We start from the raw sequence: 23,172 nt of genomic DNA, 5'->3' as shown, positions 1-23,172 counted from the left end.
ATGAGTCTGGAACCGGACGCGGTAACACAACGCCAGGATGCACCGGGCAAGCGCCTGCTGATGGAGGCGGCGCTGCGCCTGGCCTCCAGCCGGCGCAGCCTGAGCAGCATCGGCCTGCGCGAGCTGGCCCGCGAGGCCGGGCTGAACCCCAACACCTTCTACCGTCACTTCGCCGACGTCGATGACCTGGGCCTGGCGATCATCCGCGACATCGCCACCCAGCTGCGCCAGCCGCTGCGCGAACTGCGCCGCGAGGCGGCCGGGCGCGCGCCGGCGGCGGGCGGCGCGGCGGCCACTCCGCTGGGCCTGGATTTCGCCCGCGGCCAGCGGGTGTGCGAGGAGACGGTGCGGCTGTTCTTCGACTTCGTCGAACGCCACCCCGAGGCCTTCATCATCGGCGTGCGCGAACTGCACGGCCCCTCGGCGGTGCTGCGCGAGGCGCTGGGCCAGGTGATGGACGACTTCGGTGCCGACATGGCCGAGGACATCGCCCTGTTCCGCCTGCTGCCGGAGGTGCCGGCGCAGGAGGTGGCGCAGCTGTCGCGGCTGATCAGCCGGCAGCTGTTCCAGCTGTCGCTGGATTACCTGGAATTGCCGGAAGGGCAACGGGGCGAGGTCTGCGCGCTGGCGGAGCGGCAGGTGCTGTTGTTGTTCACCGGGGCGGCGGTGTTGCAGGCGTTGGGGGTGTAGAGCCGCCCGCGCCGAGCTGCTCTTCGTAGGAGCGAGCTTGCTCGCGAACAGATTCCGCTGCGGGGTTTGTTCGCGAGCAAGCTCGCTCCTACGAGAAGCCGGGCTGCACCTGTAGGAGCGCGCCCTGCGCGCGATTCGCGGGCAGGGCCCGCTCCTACAGATGAAGGGGCAGCTCAACCAGCGAAGTCGAGCTTGTCCTTCCAGTACTTCTCCAGCGTCTTGGTGTCGTGGTCGAAGGGATGGAAGCCGGGGCGGAAGTAGTCCAGCCAGGGCAGCACGAGCTGGGTGAAGTAGCCGTTGCGCAGGCCGAACAGGGTGACCAGGCCGTGCTTCCAGCTGCGCCAGTTGAACAGTTGGCGGTCGCGGCGCAGCAGGTGGATCTGGAAGCCGCCGATCACGCCGAGGAAGATCACCGTGGTCAGCAGCATCACCGCGGTGCGGGTGAAGTAGCCGCCGTACACCTGCTGGTAGACGTCGTAGGCCACCGCCTTGTGCTCGTTCTCCTCGATGGCGTGCCACATCCACAGCTTGTACATCTTCGGCGAGCGCATCTGCGTGCTCAGGTCCTCGCGGCGCAGCAGGCGCTCGGCCATGGTCGCGGTGAAATGCTCCAGGGCGCAGGTGATGGCCAGGTCCTGCTTCTTGGTGGTGACCTTGCTGATCGCGCCGAGCAGGTGCTTGATGCGCAGCTCCAGGCGTTCCAGGTCGATGCCGTGTTCCTCGGCGTATTCGTTGTAGGCCGCGTGTTCCTTGGAGTGCATGGCTTCCTGGCCGATGAAGGCGGACACGTCCTTCTGCAACTGCGGGTCCTGGATGCGGTCGCGCACGGCGCGCACGCTGTCGACGAAGAACTTCTCGCCGTAGGGGAACAGCGAGGACAGGTTGTTCATGAAGTGCGACATGAAGGGTTGATCGTCCCACCAGTACTTCGGCGTCTCGGTGAAGCTGAAATCCATGCGCCGGACGGGGAAGTGGGCGCGGAGCGGTTCGGTCTGGACGTTCATGGGCGACTCCTTGTTGTTGTTCGACGAGCCCCGGCGGCGGCATGGACAGGCAGTGGCGCCGGCGGGGCGGAGGGCCTGACACGGTGAATGTGTCATTGGTTGATGTAATTGTTGGAAGGATTGTCGGACAAGGGAGAGGTCCGATCCGGCCATGGCCCGGTGAAATGCGGCCAAGCGAGGGCCGGCCCGACCTTGGATAGGGGGAAAGGGGGGCAGGGGCGGGAGAGGTGTTACCGGGGGCGTAGGGCGGATAACCGTTCGCGGTTATCCGCCGCCTCACCGTGGCCGGTTCTCGCGCGGCGGGGTTCCGGAAACCCTGGCCGATTACGAAATCGGCACTACCGGGCCTATGGTGCGTGGGGCGACGGCGTACAACCGCGAACGGTTGTACGCCCTACAATGCGCGTTTGGGGGGGGCGGCGGGCGTCGAGGTTGCCGGCGGCTCCAGGGGCTTCAGGACTGCTGCGCTTCCCGCGCCTCGCGGGCGGTGACCTGCTGGCACAGCTCGATCAGTTGCTCGCGCATCCAGCGGTTGGCCGGGTCCTGGTCGGTGCTCTCGTGCCAGTACAGGTGGGTTTCCAGCTTGGGCACGTCGCTCACCGGCAGGTCCACGTAGTGCAGGCTGTGGTGGCGGGCGAAGCGCTCGGGCACCGTCACCGCCATGTCGGTCTGCTGCACCACGTTGGAGGCCATCAGGTAGTGCTGCGAGCGAAGGGCGATCTTGCGCTGCAGGCCCATCTTGCCCAGGGACAGGTCGATGTAGCCCAGGCCGCTGCGGCGGCTGGAGATCTGGATGTGCGTCAGCGACAGGTACTCCTCCAGGCTCAGCTTCGGCCTGGCCAGCGGGTGGCCGTGGCGCATGGCGCAGACGTAGCGGTCTTCCATCAGCTTGACGTGGCGCACCTGCGGGTCGGTGTTCAGCGGCGCGTCCACGGCGAAGTCCAGGCGCCCGGCGGCCAGTTCCTTGGTGGTCTCGCGGCGCTTGGAGAGGAAGCTCTCGATGTGCACGTTGGGCGCCTGGCGGCGCAGGCGCTGGAACAGCGGCGGCAGGATGATGGCCTCGGTGAGGTCGGTCATGCTGATGCGGTAGGTCTTGCTCGCCTGCTGCGGGGTGAAGGTGCGGCTTTCCTGCACCGACACGCGCAGCAGCTGCAGGGCGTTGCGCACCGGGCCGATGATGTTCTGCGCCATGGGCGTGGGCACCATGCCCTGGGCGGTGCGCACGAACAGCGGGTCGTTGAAGGTCTCGCGCAGGCGGGCGAGGGCGTTGGACACCGCGGGCTGGGTGATGCCGACGATCTGTCCGGCGCGGGTGAGGTTGGCTTCGGTGTAGATGGCATCGAAGACGATGAACAGATTCAGGTCGACCTTGTTCAGGTTCATCCCGTGGCTCCGCTTGTCATTGTTGTGGCCGGATCATACCCGGGATGGCGGACCATCATGCGGGTTATGAATGTTCATTGATTCGGATAATAGGCTAGGTAAATCGTGCTGCCTGTTCTAGCATCTTCCTCGACACAAGACAAACCCCTGCCAGAAGGTAGCCCCCATGGATTTCGCCTATTCCGCCAAGGTCCAGGATCTGCGTGAACGCGTCACCGCGTTCATGGAAGCCTATGTCTATCCCGCCGAGAGCGTCTTCGAGCAACAGGTAGCCGAAGGCGACCGCTGGCAGCCGACCCAGGTCATGGAGGACCTCAAGGCCCGCGCCAAGGCCGAGGGCCTGTGGAACCTGTTCCTGCCCGAGTCCGAATACGGCGCCGGCCTGACCAACATGGAATACGCCCCGCTGGCGGAAATCATGGGCCGCTCGCTGATCGGCGCCGAGCCGTTCAACTGCTCGGCCCCGGATACCGGCAACATGGAGACCCTCGTCCGCTACGGCAGCGAGGAACAGAAGCGCACCTGGCTGGAGCCGCTGCTGCGCGGCGAAATCCGTTCCGCCTTCGCCATGACCGAGCCGGGCGTGGCTTCCTCCGACGCCACCAACATGCAGGCCAACGCCGTGCGCGACGGTGACGAGTGGGTCATCAACGGCCGCAAGTGGTGGACCTCCGGCGCCTGCGACCCGCGCTGCAAGGTGATGATCTTCATGGGCCTGACCAACCCGGACGCGCCGCGCCACCAGCAGCACTCGATGATCCTGGTGCCCAGCGACGCCCCCGGGGTGAAGATCCTCCGCCCGCTGCCGGTGTTCGGCTACGACGACGCGCCCCACGGCCACGCCGAGGTGCTCTTCGAGAACGTCCGCGTGCCCTACGAGAACGTGCTGCTGGGCGAAGGCCGTGGCTTCGAGATTGCCCAGGGCCGCCTCGGCCCGGGCCGCATCCACCACTGCATGCGCTCCATCGGTATGGCCGAGCGCGCCCTGGAACTGATGTGCAAGCGCGCCACCAGCCGCACCGCCTTCGGCAAGCCGCTGGCGCGCCTTGGCGGCAACATCGACCACATCGCCAACTCGCGCATCGAGATCAACCAGGCCCGCCTGCTGACCCTCAACGCCGCGTACATGATGGACACCGTGGGCAACAAGATCGCCCAGAGCGAGATCGCCCAGATCAAGGTGGTGGCGCCCAACGTCGCCCTGCAGGTGATCGACCGCGCCATCCAGATCCACGGCGGCGCCGGCGTCTCCAACGACTTCCCGCTGGCCTACTGGTACTCCATGCAGCGCACCCTGCGCCTGGCCGACGGCCCGGACGAAGTGCACCGCATGGCCATCGGCAAGTACGAGATCGGCAAGTACATGGGCAAGTGAGTGCCGGTTGGTAGCTGAGGCCCCATGTGGGTCACGGGAACGCCGTTTCTCCGAAGGGGAAGCGGCGTTCTTGCATTCGTGCCTCGCCCGGGTGGTTTTTTGTAGGAGCGAGCTTGCTCGCGAACGGGGTTTCCCGGTGGCGTAGGTGCTGGGCTTGAGAGCGCCCTCACCCCAGCCCTCTCCCGGAGGGAGAGGGGGCCGTTCGGAGTGGGCGGTGAGTCCGGCGTCGTCCTGAAACGTAGGGCGTATAACCGTTCGCGGTTATACGCCGTAACCTAACGGGGTTTCCCCGGTGGCGCAGGTGCTGGGCTTGAGAGCGCCCTCACCCCAGCCCTCTCCCGGAGGGAGAGGGGGCCGTTCGGAGTGGGCGGTGAATCCGGCGTCATCCTGAAATGTAGGGCGTATAACCGTTCGCGGTTATACGCCGCAGCCTAACGGGGTTTCCCCGGTGGCTTAGGTGCTGGGGTTGAGAGCGCCCTCTCCCCAACCCTCTCCCTGAAGGGAGAGGGGGCCGTTCGGAGTGGGCGGCGAATTCGGAGCCATCCTGAAACTCCTATTCCCCCCCGTCATTCCCGCGAACGCGGGAACCCAGTGACTGCCCGGTTCGCGAGCAAGCTCGCTCCTACAGAATCACCCCGCCAACTGCCTCGCCTTCAGCCATGCCGCGAACCCTTCGGCCGGTAGCGGCGGGGACAGCAGGTAGCCCTGGGCCACCGTGTAGCCCTGGGCTTCGAGGATGCGCAGTTGCTCGGGGTTCTCGATGCCCTCGGCGACCACCGTCATGCCCAGGCTGCGGCCGATGTTCAGCACGGCGTCGCTGAGGGTGCGGCTGGTGCTGTTGCTCTCCAGGTCGCGGACGAAGCTGCGGTCCAGCTTCAGTTCCTGCACCGGCAGGCGGTTCAGCCGGGCCAGGCTGGAGTAGCCGGTGCCGAAGTCGTCCAGGGACAGGCGGATGCCCAGTTCGTGCAACTGGTCGAGCACGCCCAGGGTGTCGCTGTCGGCTTCCATCAGCGCGCTTTCGGTGATTTCCAGGGTCAGGTCGGTGCCGTGCAGGCCGTGCTCTTCCAATGTACGCAGCACCGCGACGGGCAGTTGCGGGTCCTGGAAGTCGCCGGCGGACAGGTTGACCGATATCTCCGGCACCTGCAGGCCCGCGTGGCGCCACTCGGCCAGTTGCCGGCAGGCTTCGCGCAGCACCCAGCGGCCCAGTTCGATGCTCAGCCCGCATTCCTCGGAGAGGGGGATGAAGCGCTCCGGGGAGATGTTGCCCAGCTGCGGGTGGTGCCAGCGGGCCAGGACCTCGGTGCCGCGCAGGCGGCCCGCGCGGATGTCCACCAGCGGCTGGTAGTTCAGGTGCAGGCGCTGCCTGGCGAGGGCTTCGCGCAGGGCGCTCTCCAGCGCCACGCGTTCCTGCGCCAGGCGCTCCAGTTCCTCGCTGAAGAACACCTGGCCGCCGCGGCCCTTGCCTTTGCCCTTGGCCTGGTTCATCGCCATCGCCGCATGGCGCAGCAGGCTCTGGAAGTCCTCGCCATCCTCCGGGAACAGGCTGATGCCGATGCTCGCCGACGGGTTGTGGGGCGCGCCGGCGACGCGCCAGGGCGCGTCGAGGGCGGCCTTCAGGCGGGAGAGGTGGACACCGGCCGCCGCGCGGTCGCAGCCCGGCAGCAGGACGACGAATTCGTCGTTGGTCTGGCGCCCGACGTGGTCCTCGTCGCGGCAGGCCTGGCGCAGGCGCCGGGCGATGGTGCGCAGCAGCTCGTCGCCGGAGGGGCGGCCGAAGGAATCGTTGATCTGGCGGAAGCGATCCAGGCCGATGTACAGCACCGCCAGGCCCTGCCGGCGCGCGGCGGCGCCGGCCAGTTCGGCGCTGGCCAGGTTCTGCAGCAGGTGGCGGTTGGGCAGGCCGGTGAGGTCGTCGTAGTAGGCGAGCTGGTGGATGCGCGTGCGCGCCTGGTCGCGCTCCAGCACCAGCGCGCAGAGGTGCGTGCAGATGTCCAGCAGGCATTGTTGCGTCGCGCAGGGCGCCTGTTCCCCCCGGCCGTAGCAGACGAAGCTGCCGATCAGCTGGCCGGCGCTGGAGCGGATCGGCGTGATGCTGCAGCTGCGCAGCTCCGGCGGCAGCAGGTGGCGGTAGGCGGACCACAGCGGATGGCGCTCGACCTCGCCGGCCCAGGCGCCCTCGCTGCCCGGGCCGTCGCCCAGGGGCAGGCCGTCCAGGGCCTGCAGGTAGGCGGGCGGCAGGCTCGGCCCGGCCAGCGGGTGCAGGCGCCCGGCGTTGACGCGCAGGACCGAGGCGCTGGTCCGCGGCAGCAGCCGTTCGATCTCCAGGCAGGCCGCTTCCATCAGGTGTTCCGGCGGCTCGTCGCGGGCCATGCCTTCGAGCAGGCGGTCCAGCAGCACCTCGTGGATTTTCGACTGGGTGATCTCGGTGAGCGCCAGCAGCTGCAGGTCGGGCTCGCCGGTGGCGCGGTTCAGCCCGGTGCTGGCGATGCCGCACCAGATGCGCCGGCCGTCATGGCAGCGCACCAGGGCTTCCACGCGGCCGTTGGCCGCCGGCCGCGCGTCCACCAGTTCGTCGAACGGGCGGCCCACCAGGCTTTCCGGGGCATGGCCGAGCAGCCGGCCGAAGGCGCGGTTGCAGTACAGCAGGCGCTGCCCGTCGTCGTTGATGCAAAGAGCGGTCTCGGCATGCTCCAGGGCTTCGGAGAGCATCCGGGGGAGGTCGGGAATACTGCGGATCGGCATGCTTGCACTCCGGCCTGGTGGTCGAGGAACGGGGCTAGAGCTTGAAGCGCAGCACCATGTCGTTGAGCTCCACCGCCAGGCGCGACAGCTCGTGGCTGGCGGCGCTGGTCTGCTGGGCGCCGGCCGCGGCGCGGGTGGACAGGTCGCGGATGTTCAGCAGGTTGTGGTCCACCTCGCGGGCCACCTGGGCCTGTTCCTCCGCGGCGCTGGCGATGACCAGGTTGCGCTCGCTGATCTGGCCGATGGTCTCGAACACCTGCTCCAGGGTCTGCCCCGAGGCGCGCGTGCGTTCCAGCGTCGCCCGCGAGCGCTGGGCGCTTGCGTTCATGGATTCGACGGCGCGCCCGGTGCCCTGCTGGATTTCCTCGATCATCTGCTCGATTTCCTGGGTCGAGTCCTGGGTGCGGTGCGCCAGGGTGCGCACCTCGTCGGCGACCACCGCGAAGCCGCGCCCGGCTTCCCCGGCGCGCGCCGCCTCGATGGCGGCGTTGAGGGCGAGCAGGTTGGTCTGCTCGGAGACCGCGCGGATCACGTCGAGCACCTTGCCGATGCCGTTGGCCTGGGCCTCCAGCGTCTGCACGTGCTGGGCCACGGCCTGGATGCCGTCGGCCATGGCGCCGATCTCCTCCAGGGTGGTGCGCACCTGGTTGCGGCTCTGCTGGGTGAGCTGGTTGGAGGCCTGGGAGGTTTCCGAGGTGGCGCTGGCGTTGCGCGCCACTTCCTCGGCCGCGCTGGTCATCTCGGTGACGGCGGTGGCCGCCTGTTCCAGCTCGCGGTGCTGCTGGCTCAGGCCCTGGTTGCCGTCCTCGGTCACCGCGCTGAGCTCCTCGGCGGCCGCGGCCAGGCGGCTGGCCGAGGCGGAGATGCCGCTGAGCATGCCGCGCTGGCCGTCCTGCATGTGGCCGAGGGCGCCGAGCAGTTGGCCGATCTCGTTGTCCGCGCCGGCCGCGATGCCTTGGCGCAGGTCGCCCAGCGCCAGCCGGTCGCAATGCTCGCCGGCCTCGCGCAGCGGGGCGAGCACGCAACGGGCGATGAACCACCAGCAGGCGCCGAGCAGCAGCACCGCCAGGCTGGCCAGGGCGATGGCTTCCACGCGCGCCATGGCGTAGCGCTGGTGGGCGTCGAGCATCACCGCCTGGGCGTGCGCCTCGATCCGGCTTTCGAAGGCCAGCAGCGCCTGGTCGAGGCGGTCGTTGGCCTCGCGCGCCTTGAGGTTGCTCTGGATGTAGCCGCTCTCCGAGCCGGCGCGCAGCACCTGCATCTGCTCCACCAGCACCGCGTTGTAGTCGTTGAAGGCCGCCTGCAGCGCCTTGCCCTGGGCCTGCCAGTCCGCCTCCTCGCCATTGGACTGGCTGAAGTGGGCGAAGCTCTCGCCGGCCTCGCGGAACAGTTCCTCGCTGCGCTGCACGCTGACGCGGGCCTTGTCGGCATCGCCGGCGCGCGCTTCGAGGAAGGCGCCGGCCATGGCGATGCGCGCGCGCAGCAGGCGTGCGTAGGCTTTCTGCAACTGGTTGTTGCGCTCCACCGCCACGCGGTTCAGCGACTGGATCTGCTGGTCGCTGCTGCGGGCGCTGTTCCAGCCGGTGAAGATCGAGAGCAGGAGGGCGGCGGCCAGGGCGGCCAGGACGATGAGCATTCCCGTGCGTATTTTCAGCTTGGACAACATTGCGGACTTCCTTTCGTGGCAAACCACCATCGGACCGGCTGCGCCATGGGGGCGAAGTGATGGCAATCAGCCCTATCCTGTTCTCCCGTGAAAAGGAAAGTCAATTAGTCAATGATCTATTAAGAAACATTTGTAGACGTCATGCGTCCTTCAGCCGCACGCAAGCTCCCCTGAAAATGGCTTGAGGCGTTATATCGGATGATGTATGAGGTCAATTCGCATGAAAGGTCGGAACGTGGTCCATGAAGTCGGCGCAGCCATCGCCAACCGCCGCAGGGCCAAGGGGCTGACGCAGGCACAGATAGCAGAGGGGATAGGGGTGGAGAAGGAAACCATCAGCCGCATGGAGAACGGCGTGATATCGCCGACGTTGCATCGCCTGGGGCAGATCGCGGAGATTCTCGAATGCCCGCTGAGCGACCTCTTCCGCAAGGATTCGATCGACGTCGCCGAGCAGGCCGAGGCCATCGGCGACCTGCTTCAGGAGCTGGCGGAAAGCGAGCGGGTGCTGGTGGTGAACCTGATCGGCGAGATCGTCAAGGTGCTCAAGGGCCGGCGCAGCCACTAGCGCCGCTGCGAGCGCCCCGCCGGCGGCGGGCGGGGGCTCAGGTGCGTTCGTTGGGTTCGTCTTCGCCGCGCTGCTGCCACCACTGGCGGCGCACATGCAACTGGGCGGCGAAGGCGCGGGCCAGGGATTCCTGGGAAAAGCGCAGGCCGCGGCGGCCCAGGCGCACCAGCCACCAGGGCCGGCCCTGGACTTCAATGGCCTCGATCTTCACCTCGTCCTGCATGCAGGGTCTCCCGGCTGACGATTTCCAGCTCCTGCTCGCCTGCCTTGCGCGTCTTGAGCAGTGACAGCAGTATGCCACCAGCGAGCAGGCCGAAGGTTACCCCAAGCGAGAGCACGGCGGGAACCTTGCCGATGAAGCCGTGGGCGAAGATCTTCGCGCCGATGAACACCAGCACCAGGGCCAGGGCGTACTTCAGGTAGACGAAGCGGTGGATCATCGCCGCCAGCGAGAAGTACAGGGCGCGCAGGCCGAGGATGGCGAAGATGTTCGAGGTGTAGACGATGAACGGGTCCTTGGTGATGGCGAAGATCGCCGGCACGCTGTCCACCGCGAACACCACGTCGGCCAGCTCGATCAGGATCAGCGCCAGGAACAGCGGGGTGGCGAAGCGCACCAGCTTGCCGCTGGCGTCCGGCTTGCGCACGAAGAAGTGGTGCTCGTGGAGCTGCTCGGTGACGCGGATGTGCTTGCGCAAAAAGCGCAGCACCGGGTTGTTGGCCAGGTCGGGTTCTTCCTCGTGCTTGACCAGCAGCATCTTCACGCCGCTGAACAGCAGGAAGGCGCCGAACACGTACATGATCCACTCGAACTCGCTGACCAGCGCGGCGCCCAGGCCGATCATGATGGCGCGCATGACGATGGCGCCGAGGATGCCCCAGAACAGCACCTGGTGCTGGTAGCGGCGGGGGATGCCGAAGAAGCCGAAGATCATCGCCATGACGAACACGTTGTCCATCGACAGCGACTGTTCCACCAGGAAGCCGGTGTAGTACTCCATGGCGCTGGTGGCGCCGAACTCGTACCAGACGAAACCGCCGAAGGCCAGGCCGCAGCTGAAGTAGCCGGCCGAGAGCAGCAGGCTCTCGCGCACGCCGATCTCGTGGTGGTCGCGCTGCAGCACGCCCAGGTCGAGGAACAGGAGGAGGATGACGATGGCCAGGAACAGCAGCCAGAACCAGGCGGCGGTGCCGAGGAAGGGGGTGTTGAGGAAATCCAATAGGGGTGCCATGCGGGCCCTCTCTTGCTGTCGTTGTCGAAAGTGACTCCGACATGGCGGTCAGCGACCGTCAGAGGGGCCCGGCGTCACGGCGGGAAAAATAACAGAGCGTGGTCGCGAGGCAAGCGGGGGAAGGTAACAAGTTCCTACGACCCATTCACTCCTGCATTACAGCCTAGACCAGCGCCGGGCGCCTTGGGCTGCCTTGGGTCAGTACACCCAGACCTCCACGCGGCGGTTCTTCACCCGGCCTTCCTGGTCGTCGTTGGCCGCCACCGGCAGGGCCGCGCCCATGCCCTCGATGCCGTGGAAGACCACGCCTTCCCTGGCCAGTTCGCGGCGCACAGCCATGGCCCGCAGCTTGGACAGCAGTTGGGCGCGGGCCGGGTCCTGGCGGGCGTCGCCGAAGCCGACCAGCACCGCCTTGCCGTCGAGCTTGTCGTGCTGGCGCAGGTAGGCCAGCAGGCGCTCGACGTCGCGCTGGGCCTTGTTGTCCAGGGTGGCGCTGCCCTCGTGGAAGCGGAAGTTCAGCGACAGCCGCCGGGCCTCGCGGGCCAGGGCCTTGTACTGCTCGGGCATGCCCTCGGCGGGCTGCACGCGCATGGCCTGCACGCGCTGGCCGACGAAGCCGCTGCCGCTGACCAGGGCCTGGCCGCGGTCGCCCTGGGCGAACTGCACCAGGGCCTGGGCCCAGGGGTTGCGCTCGTTGGGCTTGATGTACAGGTACAGGCGGCGCGACAGCGGGTAGTCCTCGGTGGCGATGCTGCCGGGGGAGGGCAGCATCGCCCGCGACTCGCCGTCGGCGATGGCCAGGGCGCGCGCCTTGAGCACCGAGGCCAGGCCGACGAAGCCGATGCCCTGCGGGTCCGCGCCGACTTGTGCCGACAGCGCGTCGCTGGATTCGAAGCGCTGGGCGGAGGCGGCGAGGGCCTTGCCCTGGCTGGCCAGCACCAGTTCCTTGAAGGTATCGAAGGTGCCGGAGTTGTCGTCGCGGGCGTACAGGTGGATGGCGCCGCCGCGGCCGCCGAGATCTTCCCAGGTCTTCACCTCGCCGGCGAAGACCTGGGCCAGTTGGGCGGTGGTTAGCTCGCGCAGCGGGTTGTCCGGGTGCACGACGATGGCCAGGCCGTCGATGCCGATCACCTGCTCGGCCTTGGCGCCGCGCAGGTTGCCCGAGGCGGACAGGGCCGCGGCCTCGGCGTCCTTGATCGGCCGCGAGGCGGCGGCGATCTCGGCGCTGCCGTCCTTCAGCGCGGCGAAGCCGGTGCTGCTGCCGTGGGCGGCGATCTCCACCACGACGTCGCGGCCCTGGGCGTCGCGGGCGCGGACCCGCGTTTCGTTCTGCGCCTGGCCGGGCTCGGCGAGGATGGCCTTGTAGCCCTGTTCCAGCAACAGCCCCTTCACCAGTTCCGGCAGCAGGTGCGCGCCTATGGTGTTGGAGCCCTGGATGCGCAGCACCGGCTGGCCCTCCGGGGCGGCGGGCAGGGCGGCGAAGGCGTGCCAGGGCAGGGCGTAGCAGACGAAGGCGATGATCAGCCAGGCGAGGGTGACGGGCCAGGCGTCCTTGTCGTGGCGCGTGAAGTGCGGCATCGGTGATTCCAGGGCGGTTGCGGACGAGGCCGGGAGCATAGGCGGGCAAGGTTTCAGTGCGGTGACGCCGGGCCTTGCGGGCGCGCCGGGTGGGCGCCGCCGCTTTGGCTATAGTCATTCAGCAGCGGTCCGTCCGGGCTGCCGAGCCATTCCCGCAAGGAGCGCCATGTCCCCAGTACGCGGCCTCATCCTCTGCTCTGCCCTGCTGCTGGGCGCGGCGCCGGCCCTGGCCGTCGACCAGCCGCCGCTGCAACCGCTGACCCTCTCCGGCTACAGCGCGCACATGCCCAATAGCTGGCTGAGCCCCGCCGAGCGGGACTGGCTGGCGCAGCGCGGCCCGCTGCGCGTCGGCGTGGCGCAGGTCGACCGGCCGCCGCTGCAGATCGTCGGCGGCGGCCGCCTGGAGGGCGTCAGCGCCGACTACCTGGGGCTGCTGGCCGGCAGCTACCAGCGCGTCTATGCCTACCCCTCGCGGGAGGCGGCGCTGGAGGCGCTGCGCAAGGGCGAGATCGACATGGTCTGCGGCGGCACCGCCAGCGAGGCCGAGGCCCGCGGCCTGCTGCTCAGCCGCGCCTACCTGCAGGACCAGCCGGTGCTGGTCAGCGACGATGCCCGCCCGTTCGACGCCAGCCGCCCCGGCACCACCCTCGCGCTGGTGGCCGACTACCTGCGCCTGGCCCAGGTGCAGGCGGCCTATCCCAACAGCCGCGTCCTGCTCTTCGCCTCGCCGCTGCGGGCCCTGGAGGCGCTGAGCCTGGGCAACGTCGACGGCATGCTCGGCGATGCGCTGTCGGTGCACTACCTGATCAACATGAACTACCTGTTCAACCTGCGCATCGACAACTTCGCGCCGCTGGAGAGCGCCGGTTTCGGCTTCCTCATGCGGCCCGGCGAGGAGCGCCTGCTCGGCCTGGTGGACCGCGGCCTGGCGCGCATTGACGTGCAGCGCAACGAGGAGATCCTGCGCCGCTGGAGCGCCGGCGAGCGCCTGCGCCTGGGCGGCCAGCGGGTGGTGCTGACGCCGCGGGAAAACCGCTGGCTGGCCGAGCACCCGCGGGTGCCGGTGGTGGTCAACCGCCACAGCGGCTCGCTGGCCCAGGCCGACGCCGACGGGCGCGTCAGCGGCATCGCCCGCGATTACCTGGACCTGCTGGGCCAGCGCTCCGGCCTGCGCTTCGCCTATGCCGCGGTGGACGACTACGCCGACGTGTTCCGTGAGCTGCACGCCGGGCGCGCCTGGCTGACGCCGGTGGTGCCGCCGAGCAACGAGGGCCTGGCGCTGCTGCCACCCTACCTGCGGGCCACCATGCTCCTGGTGATGCGCAAGGACGCGGCGGCCGTCCACGACCTCCACGACCTGGCCGGCAAGCGCGTGTCCATCGCCATCGACCCCTACCTCAACCGCGCGCTGATCGAGCGCTACCCGGACACCCGCCTGGAGTCGGCGGGCAACCAGCGCCAGGCCCTGCGCGAGGTGGCCGAGCAGCGCAGCGAGGCGGCCGTCAGCACCCTGTTCAGCGCCCGCGCGCTGATCGCCGGCGAGTTCAAGGACAGCCTCAAGGTCGCCGGCATACTCGAAGACCTGAGCACCCCCTTCAGCATCGGCGTGCGGCCGGACCAACCGGAGCTTTATTCCATCCTGGAGAAGGCCCAGCTGTCGGTGGACCCGGAGGAGGTGGCCGAGTTGGTACGGCGCTGGGAACCGCGCCTGGCCTCCGGCGGCGGCGACTTCTGGGCCGAGCACCGCCAGGCGATCCTCAGCGGCGCCGCGCTGGCCGGCGCGCTGGTGCTGCTGTCGCTGGTCTGGGGCTTCTACCTCAACCGCCAGGTGCTGCGCACGCGGCGCGCCGAGCGGCGCCTGGGCGCCCAGGTGGGGCTGCTCAACGAATTGATCGAGGCGCTGCCCAACCCGGTCTACCGCCTCGACCGCGAGGGCCACCTGGACCTCTGCAACCAGGCCATGCTGCGCATGTTCGATGCGCGCCTGGAGGGCTGCCTGGGCAAGGCCATCGGCGAGCTGGGCTGGTTCCCCGAGGAGGAGGCCGAGCGCCTGATGCAGGTGCACCGCCAGCAGGTGACCGACGGCGAGATGCCGGCGCCGGGCGACTACGTGCTGCGCCTGCGCGACGGCGATCACTACGTCTACCACTGGGCGGTGGCCCAGCACGATGGCGACGGCGTGGTGCAGGGCGTGATCGGTGGCTGGGTCGACCTGACCGAGCGCCAGCAACTGATCAACCAGCTGGAGCGCGAGCGGCAGCGCGCGGACCAGGCCAGCGCCGCCAAGAGCCAGTTCCTCTCGACCATGAGCCACGAGATCCGCACGCCGATGAACGCCATCGTCGGCCTGCAGGAACTGGTGCTGGAAAAGGCCCGCGGCGGCGTGCTCGACCGCGAGGCGCTGGAAGTGGCGCAGGACGCCGCGCGGGCCCTGCTGATGCTGATCGGCAACGTGCTGGACCTGGCGCGCATCGAGTCCGGGCGCATCGACTCCACGCCGCAGCCGGCGCTGCTGCGCCGCGAGATCGAAGGCGCGGTGGCGCTGTTCGCCGGCCTGGCCACGCAGAAGGGCCTGGGCCTGGACCTGGAAACCGAGGGCGAGCTGGACCACTGGGTGCTGCTGGATGCGCTGCGCTTCAAGCAGGTGCTGTTCAACCTGCTGAACAACGCGGTGAAGTTCACCGAGCGCGGCGGCGTGCGCGTGCGGGCCAGCGCCCTGCGCCAGGGCGAGCGCCTGGAACTGCTGGTGGAGGTGATCGACAGCGGCATCGGCATTTCCGCCGAGGACCAGGCCCGGCTGTTCCAGCCCTTCGTCCAGGTGGAGCAGGGCGCCAGCCGCCAGGGCACTGGCCTTGGGCTGCACATCAGCCAGCGCCTGGTGCAGCTGATGGGCGGCGCCTTCGGCCTGCGCAGCGAGCCCGGCCAAGGTTCCTGCTTCAGCGTGCGCCTGCCGCTGGCGCTCACCGAGGCGCCGCCGGACGCCACGCAACCGGGCGCCAGCGCCAGCGCCACGGGCGCGCTGCGGGTGCTGGCGGTGGACGACCACCCGGCCAACCGCATGGTGTTCCACCAGCAACTGGCGCACCTGGGCCACAGCGCCACCCTGGCGGCTGGCGGCGAGGAGGGCTGGCAGGCCTGGCTGGCCGGCGACTTCGATGCGGTCATCAGCGATTGCCGGATGCCCGGCGTCGACGGCTACGAGCTGAGCCGGCGCATCCGCGCCCACGAGCGGGAGCAAGGGCGGCGGCGCTGCCGGGTGATCGGCGCCACGGCCAACGCCCAGGAGGAAGAAGTGCAGCGCTGCCGCGACGCCGGCATGGACCAGGTGCTGTTCAAGCCGCTGACCCTCGACATGCTGGCCCAGTCGCTGGCCGGCGCGCAGCGCATGGCGCCGGCCGGGCTGGCCGAGCCGGCCGCCGAGGCGACCTTCGACCTGCGCGGCCTGTTCGGCCCGCAGCCGCTGGAGAGCGAGGCGGCGCGGGAGTTCGTGCGGACCCTGGCGCAGGCCAATGCCGGCGACATCGAGCAGCTGCACCAGGCCTGCAGCCGTGGCGACCGCAAGGCGCTGGGCGACCTGGCGCACCGCCTGGCCGGCGCCGCGGCGATCATCGGCGCCGCCGAGGCGGAAGGGCATTGCCGCGCCCTGCAGAGAATCTGCGAAGGCGACGGCGAGGGGTTGGAAGCGCGCCTGGGCCAGGCCGACGCGGCGCTGGCCGGACTGCAGCGCGCGCTGGCCGACTGGCTGGCGCGCGCCGCTGGCTGATCAGCTCAGCTTGAGCCAGATGGGCGCGTGGTCGGAGGGTTTTTCCATGCCGCGGATCTGGTAGTCGATGCCGGCGTCGGCCAGGCGCGGGCGCAGCGCCTCGGAGGCGAGGATGACGTCGATGCGCAGGCCGCGCTTGGGCTCGTCCTCGAAACCGCGGCTGCGGTAGTCGAACCAGCTGAAGCGGTCGTCCACCTGCGGGTGCAACTGGCGGAAGCTGTCCACCAGGCCCCAGGCCTTGAGCTTGCCCAGCCACTCGCGCTCCTCGGGGAGGAAGCTGCACTTGCCGGTGCGCAGCCAGCGCTTGCGGTTCTCCTCGCCGATGCCGATGTCGCAGTCTTCCGGCGAGATGTTGATGTCGCCCATGATCACCAGGCGCTGCTCGGGCTTGAACTGGCTTTCCAGCAACTGCTGCAGGTCGGCGTAGAAGCGCTGCTTGGCGGGGAACTTCACCGGGTGCTCGCGGCTTTCGCCCTGGGGGAAGTAGCCGTTCATCACGGTGATCGGCTGGCCGTCGGCGTCGGCGAAGGTGCCCCAGATGAAGCGGCGCTGGGCATCCTCGCCGTCGTTGGGGAAGCCGTAGCGGATTTCCAGTGGCGCCTGGCGCGAGAGCAGGGCCACGCCGTAGTGGCCCTTCTGGCCGTGGAAGTGCACCTGGTAGCCCAGGGCCTCGATCTCTTCGCGGGGGAACTGGTCGTCGGCGACCTTGGTTTCCTGCAGGCCGATGACGTCGGGCTGGTGCGTCTCGACGATCGCCTTGAGTTGGGCGGGGCGGGCACGCAAGCCATTGATATTGAAAGAGACGATTTTCATCCGCAGCGTCCTGGGCAAAGTGACGATGCTAGCCGCTGGCGCCGGCAGCGGCAAATGCCGCGACGGCCTGGAGGCGGCCGCTGGCGGTGTGGGCGCGGCGCTGCTAGGGTTCGGCTCTGGGCCCAAACACGATAACAAGAGGTGTCCGCATGCCTGAGACGCTCGCCGAAGTCCGCCTGCTGGGCGATTCCTACGCCCGGGAAATCCGCTCGCTGCTCTACCACGCCTACCGCCACGAGCCGACCTTCGCCTACCTGTTCGAAAGCGACCGCCCCGGCTTCGACCAGCGGGTGCGCGCCACCGTGCGCGAGCTGACCAACCGGCACCTGTCCGAAGACCTGCCGGTGCTCGGCCTGGTGATCGACGAGCGCCTGGTGGCGGTGGCGCTGATCGCCCCGCCACAACGCCGCCTGGACATCACCGACAGCTGGGCCTGGCGCATGCGCATGCTGCTCACCACCGGCTTCCGCTGCACGCGGCGCTACCTGGCCTACCACGAGGCCGTGCTCGGCTGCCTGCCGCCGGGGCCCTACCACGTGCTGCCGCTGCTGGGCGTGCACCCGGAATTCCAGGGCCGCCACCTCGGCGAACAACTGCTCGACGCCCTGCATGCCTGGTGCGTCGACGACGTGGATTCCCAGGGCCTGGTGCTGGACACCGGCAACGCCCGCTACCTGGATTTCTACCGCCGCCACGGCTACGAGGAGGTAGGCGAAGTGGCGCTGGGGCCGCTGCGCGAACACGTGCTGTTCCACCCCAATCCGCAGCCGGAAGCGCGCCTGGCCCGCGAGGGCTGATAGCCCCTCGCCATCGCGCAAAGCCGCGGCCCAGGGGCCGCGGCGCTGGATTGTCACGGCCATCGTGCTAGCATCTCGCGCCATGAGACTCCAAGGAACGATTCGGCTAGCGCTGATGGGCCTGCTGTGCTGGATCGGCGCGGCAGTGGCAGCGGAAAGCCAGCTCGATGTACGTATCGACCCCGCCAACTCTGCGCTCAAGGCCAATATCGAGGCCTATGTGGGCAGCGTGGAAGGGCGCGACGAAACCGCCCTGCGACGCCTGCGCCGCACGGTCCAGCAACAGGCCGTGCAGGCCGCCCAGGCGCTGGGCTACTACCAGGCGCGCATTCGCGCGCGGGTACGTGGCGACGCCAAGAACCCGCGCCTGCGCATCGACGTCTCGCCCGGCGAGCCGGTGAAGCTGCGCACGGTCGACATCCGCATCGAGGGGCCGGCGGCTAAGCTGAAGAGCTTCCGCGTGCCCGGCGGCGATACTTTGAAGCCCGGCGCGCAGCTCAACCACGGCACCTACGAGGACGCCAAGCGGCTGATCCAGAACCAGGCCTCGCGCTTCGGCTTCTTCCGCGGCCAGTTCACCCGCCAGCAACTGCGCGTCGACCCCGAGGCCGGGGTGGCCGACATCGAGCTGGTCTACGCCAGCGGCCCGCGCTTCGCCCTCGGCGCGGTCAGCTTCAGCGGCGACTACCCCTTCGACGAGGAACTGCTGCGGCGCATGGTGCCCTTCCGGCAGGGCGAGGCCTACGACTCCGAACTCATCGCCGACCTCAACCAGGCCCTGCAGTCCAGCGGCTACTTCGACGGCGTTCGCGTCGACGCCTCGCCGCTGCAGGCCAAGGGCGCGAGCATCCCGGTGGCGGTCCACCTCACCGCGCGCAAGCCGCGCTCGCTCGGCGTCGGCCTGGGCTTCTCCACCGACGTGGGGCCGCGCGCCAAGTTCAGCTGGACGCGCCACTGGGTCAACCCCCAGGGCCACAGCCTGGGCACCGAGGCCGAAGTCTCCGGGCCGCGGCAGAACGTCGGCGCCTGGTACGAGGTGCCGCTGGACCCGCCGCTGACCGACAAGCTGCGCTTCACCACCGGCTACCAGAACGAAGACCTGGTGGACACCGAGAGCAAGCAGTTCACCCTCGGCGGCGAATGGCTGCGCAAGCTGCCCAGCGGCTGGCAGCGCTCGTTCTCCCTGGGCTGGCTGCACGAGGAATACCTGTTGGGCGACGACTCGGGCAACAGCAGCTTCCTCATGCCCGGCTTCGGCTATTCCATCCTGCACGCCGACAACAAGGTCGACCCCCACCAGGGCTACCGCCTGCAACTGGAGACCAAGGTGGCCAAGGAGGGCCTGCTGGCCGACGCCGACCTGGCCCACGTCAGCGCCATGGCCAAGGGCCTGACCACCTTCGCCGGCGGCCACCGCCTGCTCGGCCGCGCCCAGGTCGGCTTCATCGCCACCAACGACTATTCGAGCATCCCGCCGTCGCTGCGCTTCTTCGCCGGCGGCGACCAGAGCGTGCGCGGCTACGACTACCAGACGCTGTCGCCGAAGAACTCCCAGGGCGACCGCATCGGCGGGCGCTACATGGTCGCCGGCAGCGTCGAATACCAGTACCCGCTGGCCGAAAAATGGCGCCTGGCGACCTTCATCGACCAGGGCAACTCCTTCAACTCGCTGGACTTCCCCTCGATCAAGACCGGCGTCGGCTTCGGCATCCGCTGGGTGTCGCCGGTGGGGCCGCTGCGCCTGGACCTGGCCGATGGCCTGGACGAGGGCGGTGGCTGGCGCATCCACTTCTCCATGGGGCCCGAGCTGTGAAGCGCCTGCTGAAATACCTGGTGGCCGCGCTGCTCGGCCTGATCCTGCTGCTGGCCGTGGCGCTGGCCGCCATCCTCGGCAGCGAGGCCGGCAGCCGCTGGGCCCTGGGCCTGGTGCCGGGCCTGCAGGTGCAGGGCTATGCCGGCCGGCTGGGCGGCGCCTGGCAGGCCGAGCGCCTGGCCTGGAGCGACGGCGCCACCGAGCTGGAGGTCGAGCGGCCGCAGTTCGCCTGGTCGCCCGCCTGCCTGCTGCAAGGCGCGCTGTGCATCGACCGCCTGATCGTCGAGCGCGTGCAACTGCGCCTGGCGCCGGGGCCCGCGGAACCCAGCGAAGGGCCGATCCAGCTGCCGGCGCTGAAACTGCCGCTGGCCGTGCGCCTGGGCGAAGTGCGCCTGGGCAGCTTCCTGCTGGATGGCAACGAACAGGTCAGCAACGTCCAGGCCAGCGCCCACTGGGAGGCCGATGGCCTGCACATCGACGTGCTCAAGGCCGCCCGCGGCGACCTCGCCGTGGACCTGAGCGGCCTGCTCACCCCGCAGGGCAACTGGCCGTTGCAGGCCCAGGGCAGCCTGCGCCTGCCGGCGCCCGGCGAGCAGCCCTGGGCATTGAAGCTGAAGGCCAAGGGCGAACTGCTCGGCCACCTGCTGCTGGAAGCCGACAGCAGCGGCTACCTGCAAGGCCACCTGAGCGGCGACCTGCAACCCCTGGCGGAGAACCTGCCGGCCAGCGCGAAGATCAGCGCCGACGGCTTCCGCGGCGCGGCCGACCTGCCCGACACCCTGGTGCTGAACAAGGTGCAGCTGCAAGCGGCGGGCGACCTGGCCGCCGGCTACCGCATCAGCGGCTCGGCCGTGCTGCCGGGGGAGGGCGGCGACGTCGCCCTGGCCTTGCAGGGGCGTGTTGACGCCAAGGGTGCGGACATCGCCGCGTTGAACCTCATCGCCGCGCCGGAACAGCGCCTGGGCCTGAGCGGCCGCCTCGACTGGCAGGAGGGCTTCGCCGCCGACGCCAAGCTGGACTGGCTGGACTTCCCCTGGCTGCGCCTGTACCCCATGGAGCCGCCGCCGGTCTCCATGCACCGCCTGCAAGCCGACCTGCAATACCGCGACGAGGCCTACCTGGGCAACTTCGCCGCCGAACTCAGCGGCCCGGCCGGCGCCTTCCAGCTCAGCAGCCCGGTGTCCGGCAACCTCGCCGAGGTGCACCTGCCGTCGCTGCAACTGGTCGCCGGGCAGGGCAAGGCCGAGGGCAGCCTGGGCCTGAAGTTTGCCGACACCCTGGCCTGGGATGCGCAACTGAAGCTGAGCGACTTCGACCCGGCCTACTGGGTCGCCGAACTGCCGGGCAAGCTCGGCGGGCCGCTGAGCAGCCAGGGCAGTTACAAGAATGGTGTGCTCGCCGTGCAGGCCAACCTCGACCTGCAAGGGCGCCTGCGCGGCCAGCCGGCGGTCTTCAAGACCGCCGCCAACGGCCAGGGCCAGAACTGGAAGGTCGACGGCTTGGAACTGCGCCTGGGCGACAACCGCATCAGCGGCCAGGCCAGCCTCGACCAGCGCCTGGCCGGGCGCCTGGACATCGCCCTGGCGCGCCTGGGCCAGCTCTGGCCGCAATTGCAGGGCCAGCTGAACGGCCGCCTCGACCTGGCCGGCAGCCTCAAGGCGCCCCAGGGCGAGCTGAGCCTCAAGGGCCAGCGCCTGGCCTTCCAGGACAACGGCGTGCGCAGCCTGGACCTCAGCGCCCGCCTCGACGCCGCCCAGCGCGGCCGCCTGGAGCTGCTGGCCGACGGCGTGCGCGCCGGCGACACGCGCCTGGGCCAGTTCAAGGCCAGCGGCCAGGGCGACCTGCAACGCCAGCAGCTCGACCTGTCCCTGCAGGGCCGCCCGCTGGTGCTGGCGCTGGGCTTCGACGGCAGCTGGAACGGCCGCGACTGGCGCGGCCGCCTGGCCAAGGGCGAGATTCAGAGCGGCGGCCAGGACTGGCGCCTGCAGCAGCCGGCGCGCCTGGAGCGCCTGGCCGACGGCCGCCTGAACCTGGGCGCGCACTGCTGGGCCTCCGGCCCGGCCAGCCTCTGCGGCGGCGAGCAGCGCCTGCTGCCGGAGCCGCAGCTGCGCTGGCAACTGCGCAACTTCCCGCTGGACAGCCTGGCGCGCTGGCTGCCCGAGGACTTCGCCTGGCAGGGCAAGCTCAACGGCGACGTCAAGCTCGACCTGCCGGCCCGCGGCCCCAACGGCAACATCCTGCTGGACGCCGGCGCCGGCACCCTGCGCCTGAAAGAACAGGACCAGTGGCTCGACTTCCCCTACCAGAGCCTGCGCCTGGAAAGCCGCCTGACGCCCACCCGCATCGACAGCAGCCTGCAGTTCCACGGCAACAAGCTCGGCACCCTGGACGCCCAGGCGGTGCTCGACCCGCGGCCGAAGAACAAGCCGCTGAGCGGCAGCTTCACCCTCGCCGGGCTGGACCTGGCGGTGGCGCGGCCTTTCGTGCCCATGGTCGAGACGCTCAAGGGCCGCCTGGACGGCAACGGGCGCATTTCCGGCGGCCTCATGCAGCCGCGCCTGGACGGCGAGCTGCGGCTCTCCGGCGGCGAGCTGTCCGGCGGCGACCTGCCGACGCGCCTGGCCAACCTGCAGGTGCTGGCGCGCATCGCCGGCGAGCGCGTCGACCTCAGCGGCACCTGGAGCGGCGGCGACAAGGGCAACGGCAGCCTGGGCGGCTACCTGGCCTGGAGCCAGGGCCTGGACATGGACCTGGCGGTGCGCGGCACGGACCTGCCGGTGAGCGTCGAGCCCTACGCCAACCTCGAAGTCACCCCGGACCTGGCGCTGCGCATGGCCGACCAGAAGCTCAGCGTTTCCGGCAAGGTGCAGGTGCCGCGCGGGGCCATCGTCATCCGCCAGCTGCCGCCCTCGACGGTGAAGCTCTCCGACGACACCCTGATCGTCGGTGCGCCGCCCAAGGAGCAGGGCGGCCCCCACCTGGCCATGGACGTGGACGTACTGGTCGGCCAGGACAAGCTGACCTTCAGCGGCTTCGGCCTGAGCGCCGAGCTGGCCGGCCAGGTGCACATCGGCGACGACATGGACACCCGCGGCGAGCTGAGCCTGAACAAGGGCCGCTACCGGGCCTACGGGCAGAAACTCAGCATCCGCCGCGCGCGCCTGCTGTTCGCCGGCCCCATCGACCAGCCGTACCTGGACATCGAGGCGATCCGCAAGGTCGACGACGTGATCGCCGGCCTGCGCCTGACCGGCAACGCCGAGCAGCCACGCAGCGAGGTGTTCTCGGAGCCGGCGATGAGCCAGGAGCAGGCGCTGTCCTACCTGGTCATGGGCCGTCCGCTGTCCACCGGCGAGGACAGCAACATGCTCGGCGAGGCCGCACTGGCCCTGGGCCTGGCCGGCAGCGCACCGATCACCGGCGAGGTGGCCAAGCAGCTGGGCATCAAGGACTTCGAGCTGGGCACCGAGGGCACCGGCACCAGCACCAGCGTGGTCGCCAGCGGCCAGCTCTCCGAGCGCCTGAGCCTGCGCTACGGCGTGGGCGTGTTCGAGCCGGCCAACACCATCGCCCTGCGCTACCTGCTGAGCAAGAAGGTCTACCTGGAGGCCGCCAGCGGTTTGGCCAGCTCTTTGGATATCTTCTACAAGCGCGACTTTTAAAGAGCCTGTTCACGATCTCGCGAGCTAGAGCAGAACAAGGCGAAAGCAGGCGAGGGGGCGCAGTTTAGTCCGCTAAATGAGCA

15 protein-coding genes are annotated in these 23,172 nt (G+C 69.5%); 7 read left to right on the top strand and 8 right to left on the bottom strand.

Features of this window, described 5'->3' with window-relative positions:
- Complete coding sequence (locus tag M8R19_RS03470) at positions 1-690, top strand: TetR family transcriptional regulator (protein WP_009619444.1); 690 nt, start codon at positions 1-3, stop codon at positions 688-690.
- A 173-nt stretch (positions 691-863) separates the two neighbouring features.
- Here the strand turns inward: M8R19_RS03470 and M8R19_RS03465 are convergent, their stop codons facing one another.
- Both M8R19_RS03465 and M8R19_RS03460 read right to left on the bottom strand, forming a co-directional pair.
- Positions 864-1,694: a metal-dependent hydrolase gene (locus tag M8R19_RS03465; RefSeq protein WP_249917030.1), complete on the bottom strand. Its 831-nt coding sequence runs from the start codon at positions 1,692-1,694 to the stop codon at positions 864-866.
- 453 nt (positions 1,695-2,147) lie between these two features.
- Complete coding sequence (locus M8R19_RS03460) at positions 2,148-3,077, bottom strand: LysR family transcriptional regulator (RefSeq protein WP_249917029.1); 930 nt, start codon at positions 3,075-3,077, stop codon at positions 2,148-2,150.
- 166 nt (positions 3,078-3,243) lie between these two features.
- Between M8R19_RS03460 and M8R19_RS03455 the strand changes: the two genes are divergently transcribed.
- Positions 3,244-4,452, top strand: coding sequence for an acyl-CoA dehydrogenase (locus M8R19_RS03455; RefSeq protein WP_058489189.1), 1,209 nt, complete (start codon positions 3,244-3,246; stop codon positions 4,450-4,452).
- Positions 4,453-5,082: 630 nt separating this feature from the next.
- On the opposite strand, the gene M8R19_RS03450 is transcribed toward M8R19_RS03455, so the two are convergent.
- Complete coding sequence (locus M8R19_RS03450; RefSeq protein ID WP_249917028.1) at positions 5,083-7,197, bottom strand: putative bifunctional diguanylate cyclase/phosphodiesterase; 2,115 nt, start codon at positions 7,195-7,197, stop codon at positions 5,083-5,085.
- 34 nt (positions 7,198-7,231) lie between these two features.
- Entirely contained in the window at positions 7,232-8,863 is a 1,632-nt protein-coding gene (locus M8R19_RS03445) for a methyl-accepting chemotaxis protein (RefSeq protein WP_249917027.1), read from the bottom strand.
- Positions 8,864-9,083: 220 nt separating this feature from the next.
- Between M8R19_RS03445 and M8R19_RS03440 the strand changes: the two genes are divergently transcribed.
- Positions 9,084-9,431, top strand: coding sequence for a helix-turn-helix domain-containing protein (locus M8R19_RS03440; protein ID WP_074985353.1), 348 nt, complete (start codon positions 9,084-9,086; stop codon positions 9,429-9,431).
- Positions 9,432-9,468: 37 nt separating this feature from the next.
- Here the strand turns inward: M8R19_RS03440 and M8R19_RS03435 are convergent, their stop codons facing one another.
- From M8R19_RS03435 to M8R19_RS03425, 3 genes are all read right to left on the bottom strand, one after another.
- A complete protein-coding gene (locus tag M8R19_RS03435) occupies positions 9,469-9,654 on the bottom strand; it encodes a hypothetical protein (protein WP_009619452.1) in 186 nt (61 codons plus the stop codon).
- On the bottom strand, positions 9,623-10,663 hold the full coding sequence (locus tag M8R19_RS03430; RefSeq protein ID WP_074985351.1) for a TerC family protein: 1,041 nt from the start codon (positions 10,661-10,663) through the stop codon (positions 9,623-9,625). The genes M8R19_RS03435 and M8R19_RS03430 overlap by 32 nt, the downstream gene beginning before the upstream one ends.
- A gap of 198 nt (positions 10,664-10,861) precedes the next feature.
- Positions 10,862-12,241: a substrate-binding domain-containing protein gene (locus tag M8R19_RS03425; protein ID WP_249917026.1), complete on the bottom strand. Its 1,380-nt coding sequence runs from the start codon at positions 12,239-12,241 to the stop codon at positions 10,862-10,864.
- Positions 12,242-12,407: 166 nt separating this feature from the next.
- On the opposite strand from M8R19_RS03425, the gene M8R19_RS03420 reads away from it, so the two are divergent.
- The gene (locus M8R19_RS03420) at positions 12,408-16,004 is read left to right on the top strand and encodes an ATP-binding protein (protein WP_249917025.1); all 3,597 of its coding nucleotides are present in this window, start codon (positions 12,408-12,410) and stop codon (positions 16,002-16,004) included.
- On the opposite strand, the gene xthA is transcribed toward M8R19_RS03420, so the two are convergent.
- Positions 16,005-16,817, bottom strand: coding sequence for an exodeoxyribonuclease III (xthA, locus tag M8R19_RS03415; RefSeq protein ID WP_061561339.1), 813 nt, complete (start codon positions 16,815-16,817; stop codon positions 16,005-16,007). It lies immediately after the preceding gene.
- Between the two features lie 149 nt (positions 16,818-16,966).
- Here xthA and M8R19_RS03410 point away from each other — a divergent pair, with 149 nt between their 5' ends.
- The 3 genes from M8R19_RS03410 (at position 16,967) to M8R19_RS03400 (ending at position 23,089) form a co-directional block, all read left to right on the top strand.
- Complete coding sequence (locus tag M8R19_RS03410) at positions 16,967-17,614, top strand: GNAT family N-acetyltransferase (RefSeq protein WP_061561340.1); 648 nt, start codon at positions 16,967-16,969, stop codon at positions 17,612-17,614.
- 115 nt (positions 17,615-17,729) lie between these two features.
- A complete protein-coding gene (locus M8R19_RS03405) occupies positions 17,730-19,427 on the top strand; it encodes an autotransporter assembly complex protein TamA (RefSeq protein ID WP_249917024.1) in 1,698 nt (565 codons plus the stop codon).
- Complete coding sequence (locus tag M8R19_RS03400; RefSeq protein ID WP_249917023.1) at positions 19,424-23,089, top strand: translocation/assembly module TamB domain-containing protein; 3,666 nt, start codon at positions 19,424-19,426, stop codon at positions 23,087-23,089. Before M8R19_RS03405 ends, M8R19_RS03400 begins: the two co-directional genes overlap by 4 nt.
- Positions 23,090-23,172: the final 83 nt, after the last annotated feature.

Origin of the sequence: Pseudomonas sp. R3.Fl (assembly GCF_023516765.1) — a bacterium.
GTDB classification, from domain to species: domain Bacteria; phylum Pseudomonadota; class Gammaproteobacteria; order Pseudomonadales; family Pseudomonadaceae; genus Pseudomonas; species Pseudomonas citronellolis.
Note: the sequence above shows the minus strand (reverse complement) of the source record. Positions and strands in the feature narration are given on the sequence as shown.

Coding starts and splice junctions, on each gene's coding strand:
- M8R19_RS03460 (WP_249917029.1), bottom strand. CDS start 3,077: ATGAACCTGAACAAGGTCGACCTGAATCTGTTCATCGTCTTCGATGCC.
- M8R19_RS03465 (WP_249917030.1), bottom strand. CDS start 1,694: ATGAACGTCCAGACCGAACCGCTCCGCGCCCACTTCCCCGTCCGGCGC.
- M8R19_RS03405 (WP_249917024.1), top strand. CDS start 17,730: ATGGGCCTGCTGTGCTGGATCGGCGCGGCAGTGGCAGCGGAAAGCCAG.
- M8R19_RS03420 (WP_249917025.1), top strand. CDS start 12,408: ATGTCCCCAGTACGCGGCCTCATCCTCTGCTCTGCCCTGCTGCTGGGC.
- M8R19_RS03435 (WP_009619452.1), bottom strand. CDS start 9,654: ATGCAGGACGAGGTGAAGATCGAGGCCATTGAAGTCCAGGGCCGGCCC.
- xthA (WP_061561339.1), bottom strand. CDS start 16,817: ATGAAAATCGTCTCTTTCAATATCAATGGCTTGCGTGCCCGCCCCGCC.
- M8R19_RS03445 (WP_249917027.1), bottom strand. CDS start 8,863: ATGTTGTCCAAGCTGAAAATACGCACGGGAATGCTCATCGTCCTGGCC.
- M8R19_RS03470 (WP_009619444.1), top strand. CDS start 1: ATGAGTCTGGAACCGGACGCGGTAACACAACGCCAGGATGCACCGGGC.
- M8R19_RS03450 (WP_249917028.1), bottom strand. CDS start 7,197: ATGCCGATCCGCAGTATTCCCGACCTCCCCCGGATGCTCTCCGAAGCC.
- M8R19_RS03425 (WP_249917026.1), bottom strand. CDS start 12,241: ATGCCGCACTTCACGCGCCACGACAAGGACGCCTGGCCCGTCACCCTC.
- M8R19_RS03430 (WP_074985351.1), bottom strand. CDS start 10,663: ATGGCACCCCTATTGGATTTCCTCAACACCCCCTTCCTCGGCACCGCC.
- M8R19_RS03440 (WP_074985353.1), top strand. CDS start 9,084: ATGAAAGGTCGGAACGTGGTCCATGAAGTCGGCGCAGCCATCGCCAAC.
- M8R19_RS03410 (WP_061561340.1), top strand. CDS start 16,967: ATGCCTGAGACGCTCGCCGAAGTCCGCCTGCTGGGCGATTCCTACGCC.
- M8R19_RS03455 (WP_058489189.1), top strand. CDS start 3,244: ATGGATTTCGCCTATTCCGCCAAGGTCCAGGATCTGCGTGAACGCGTC.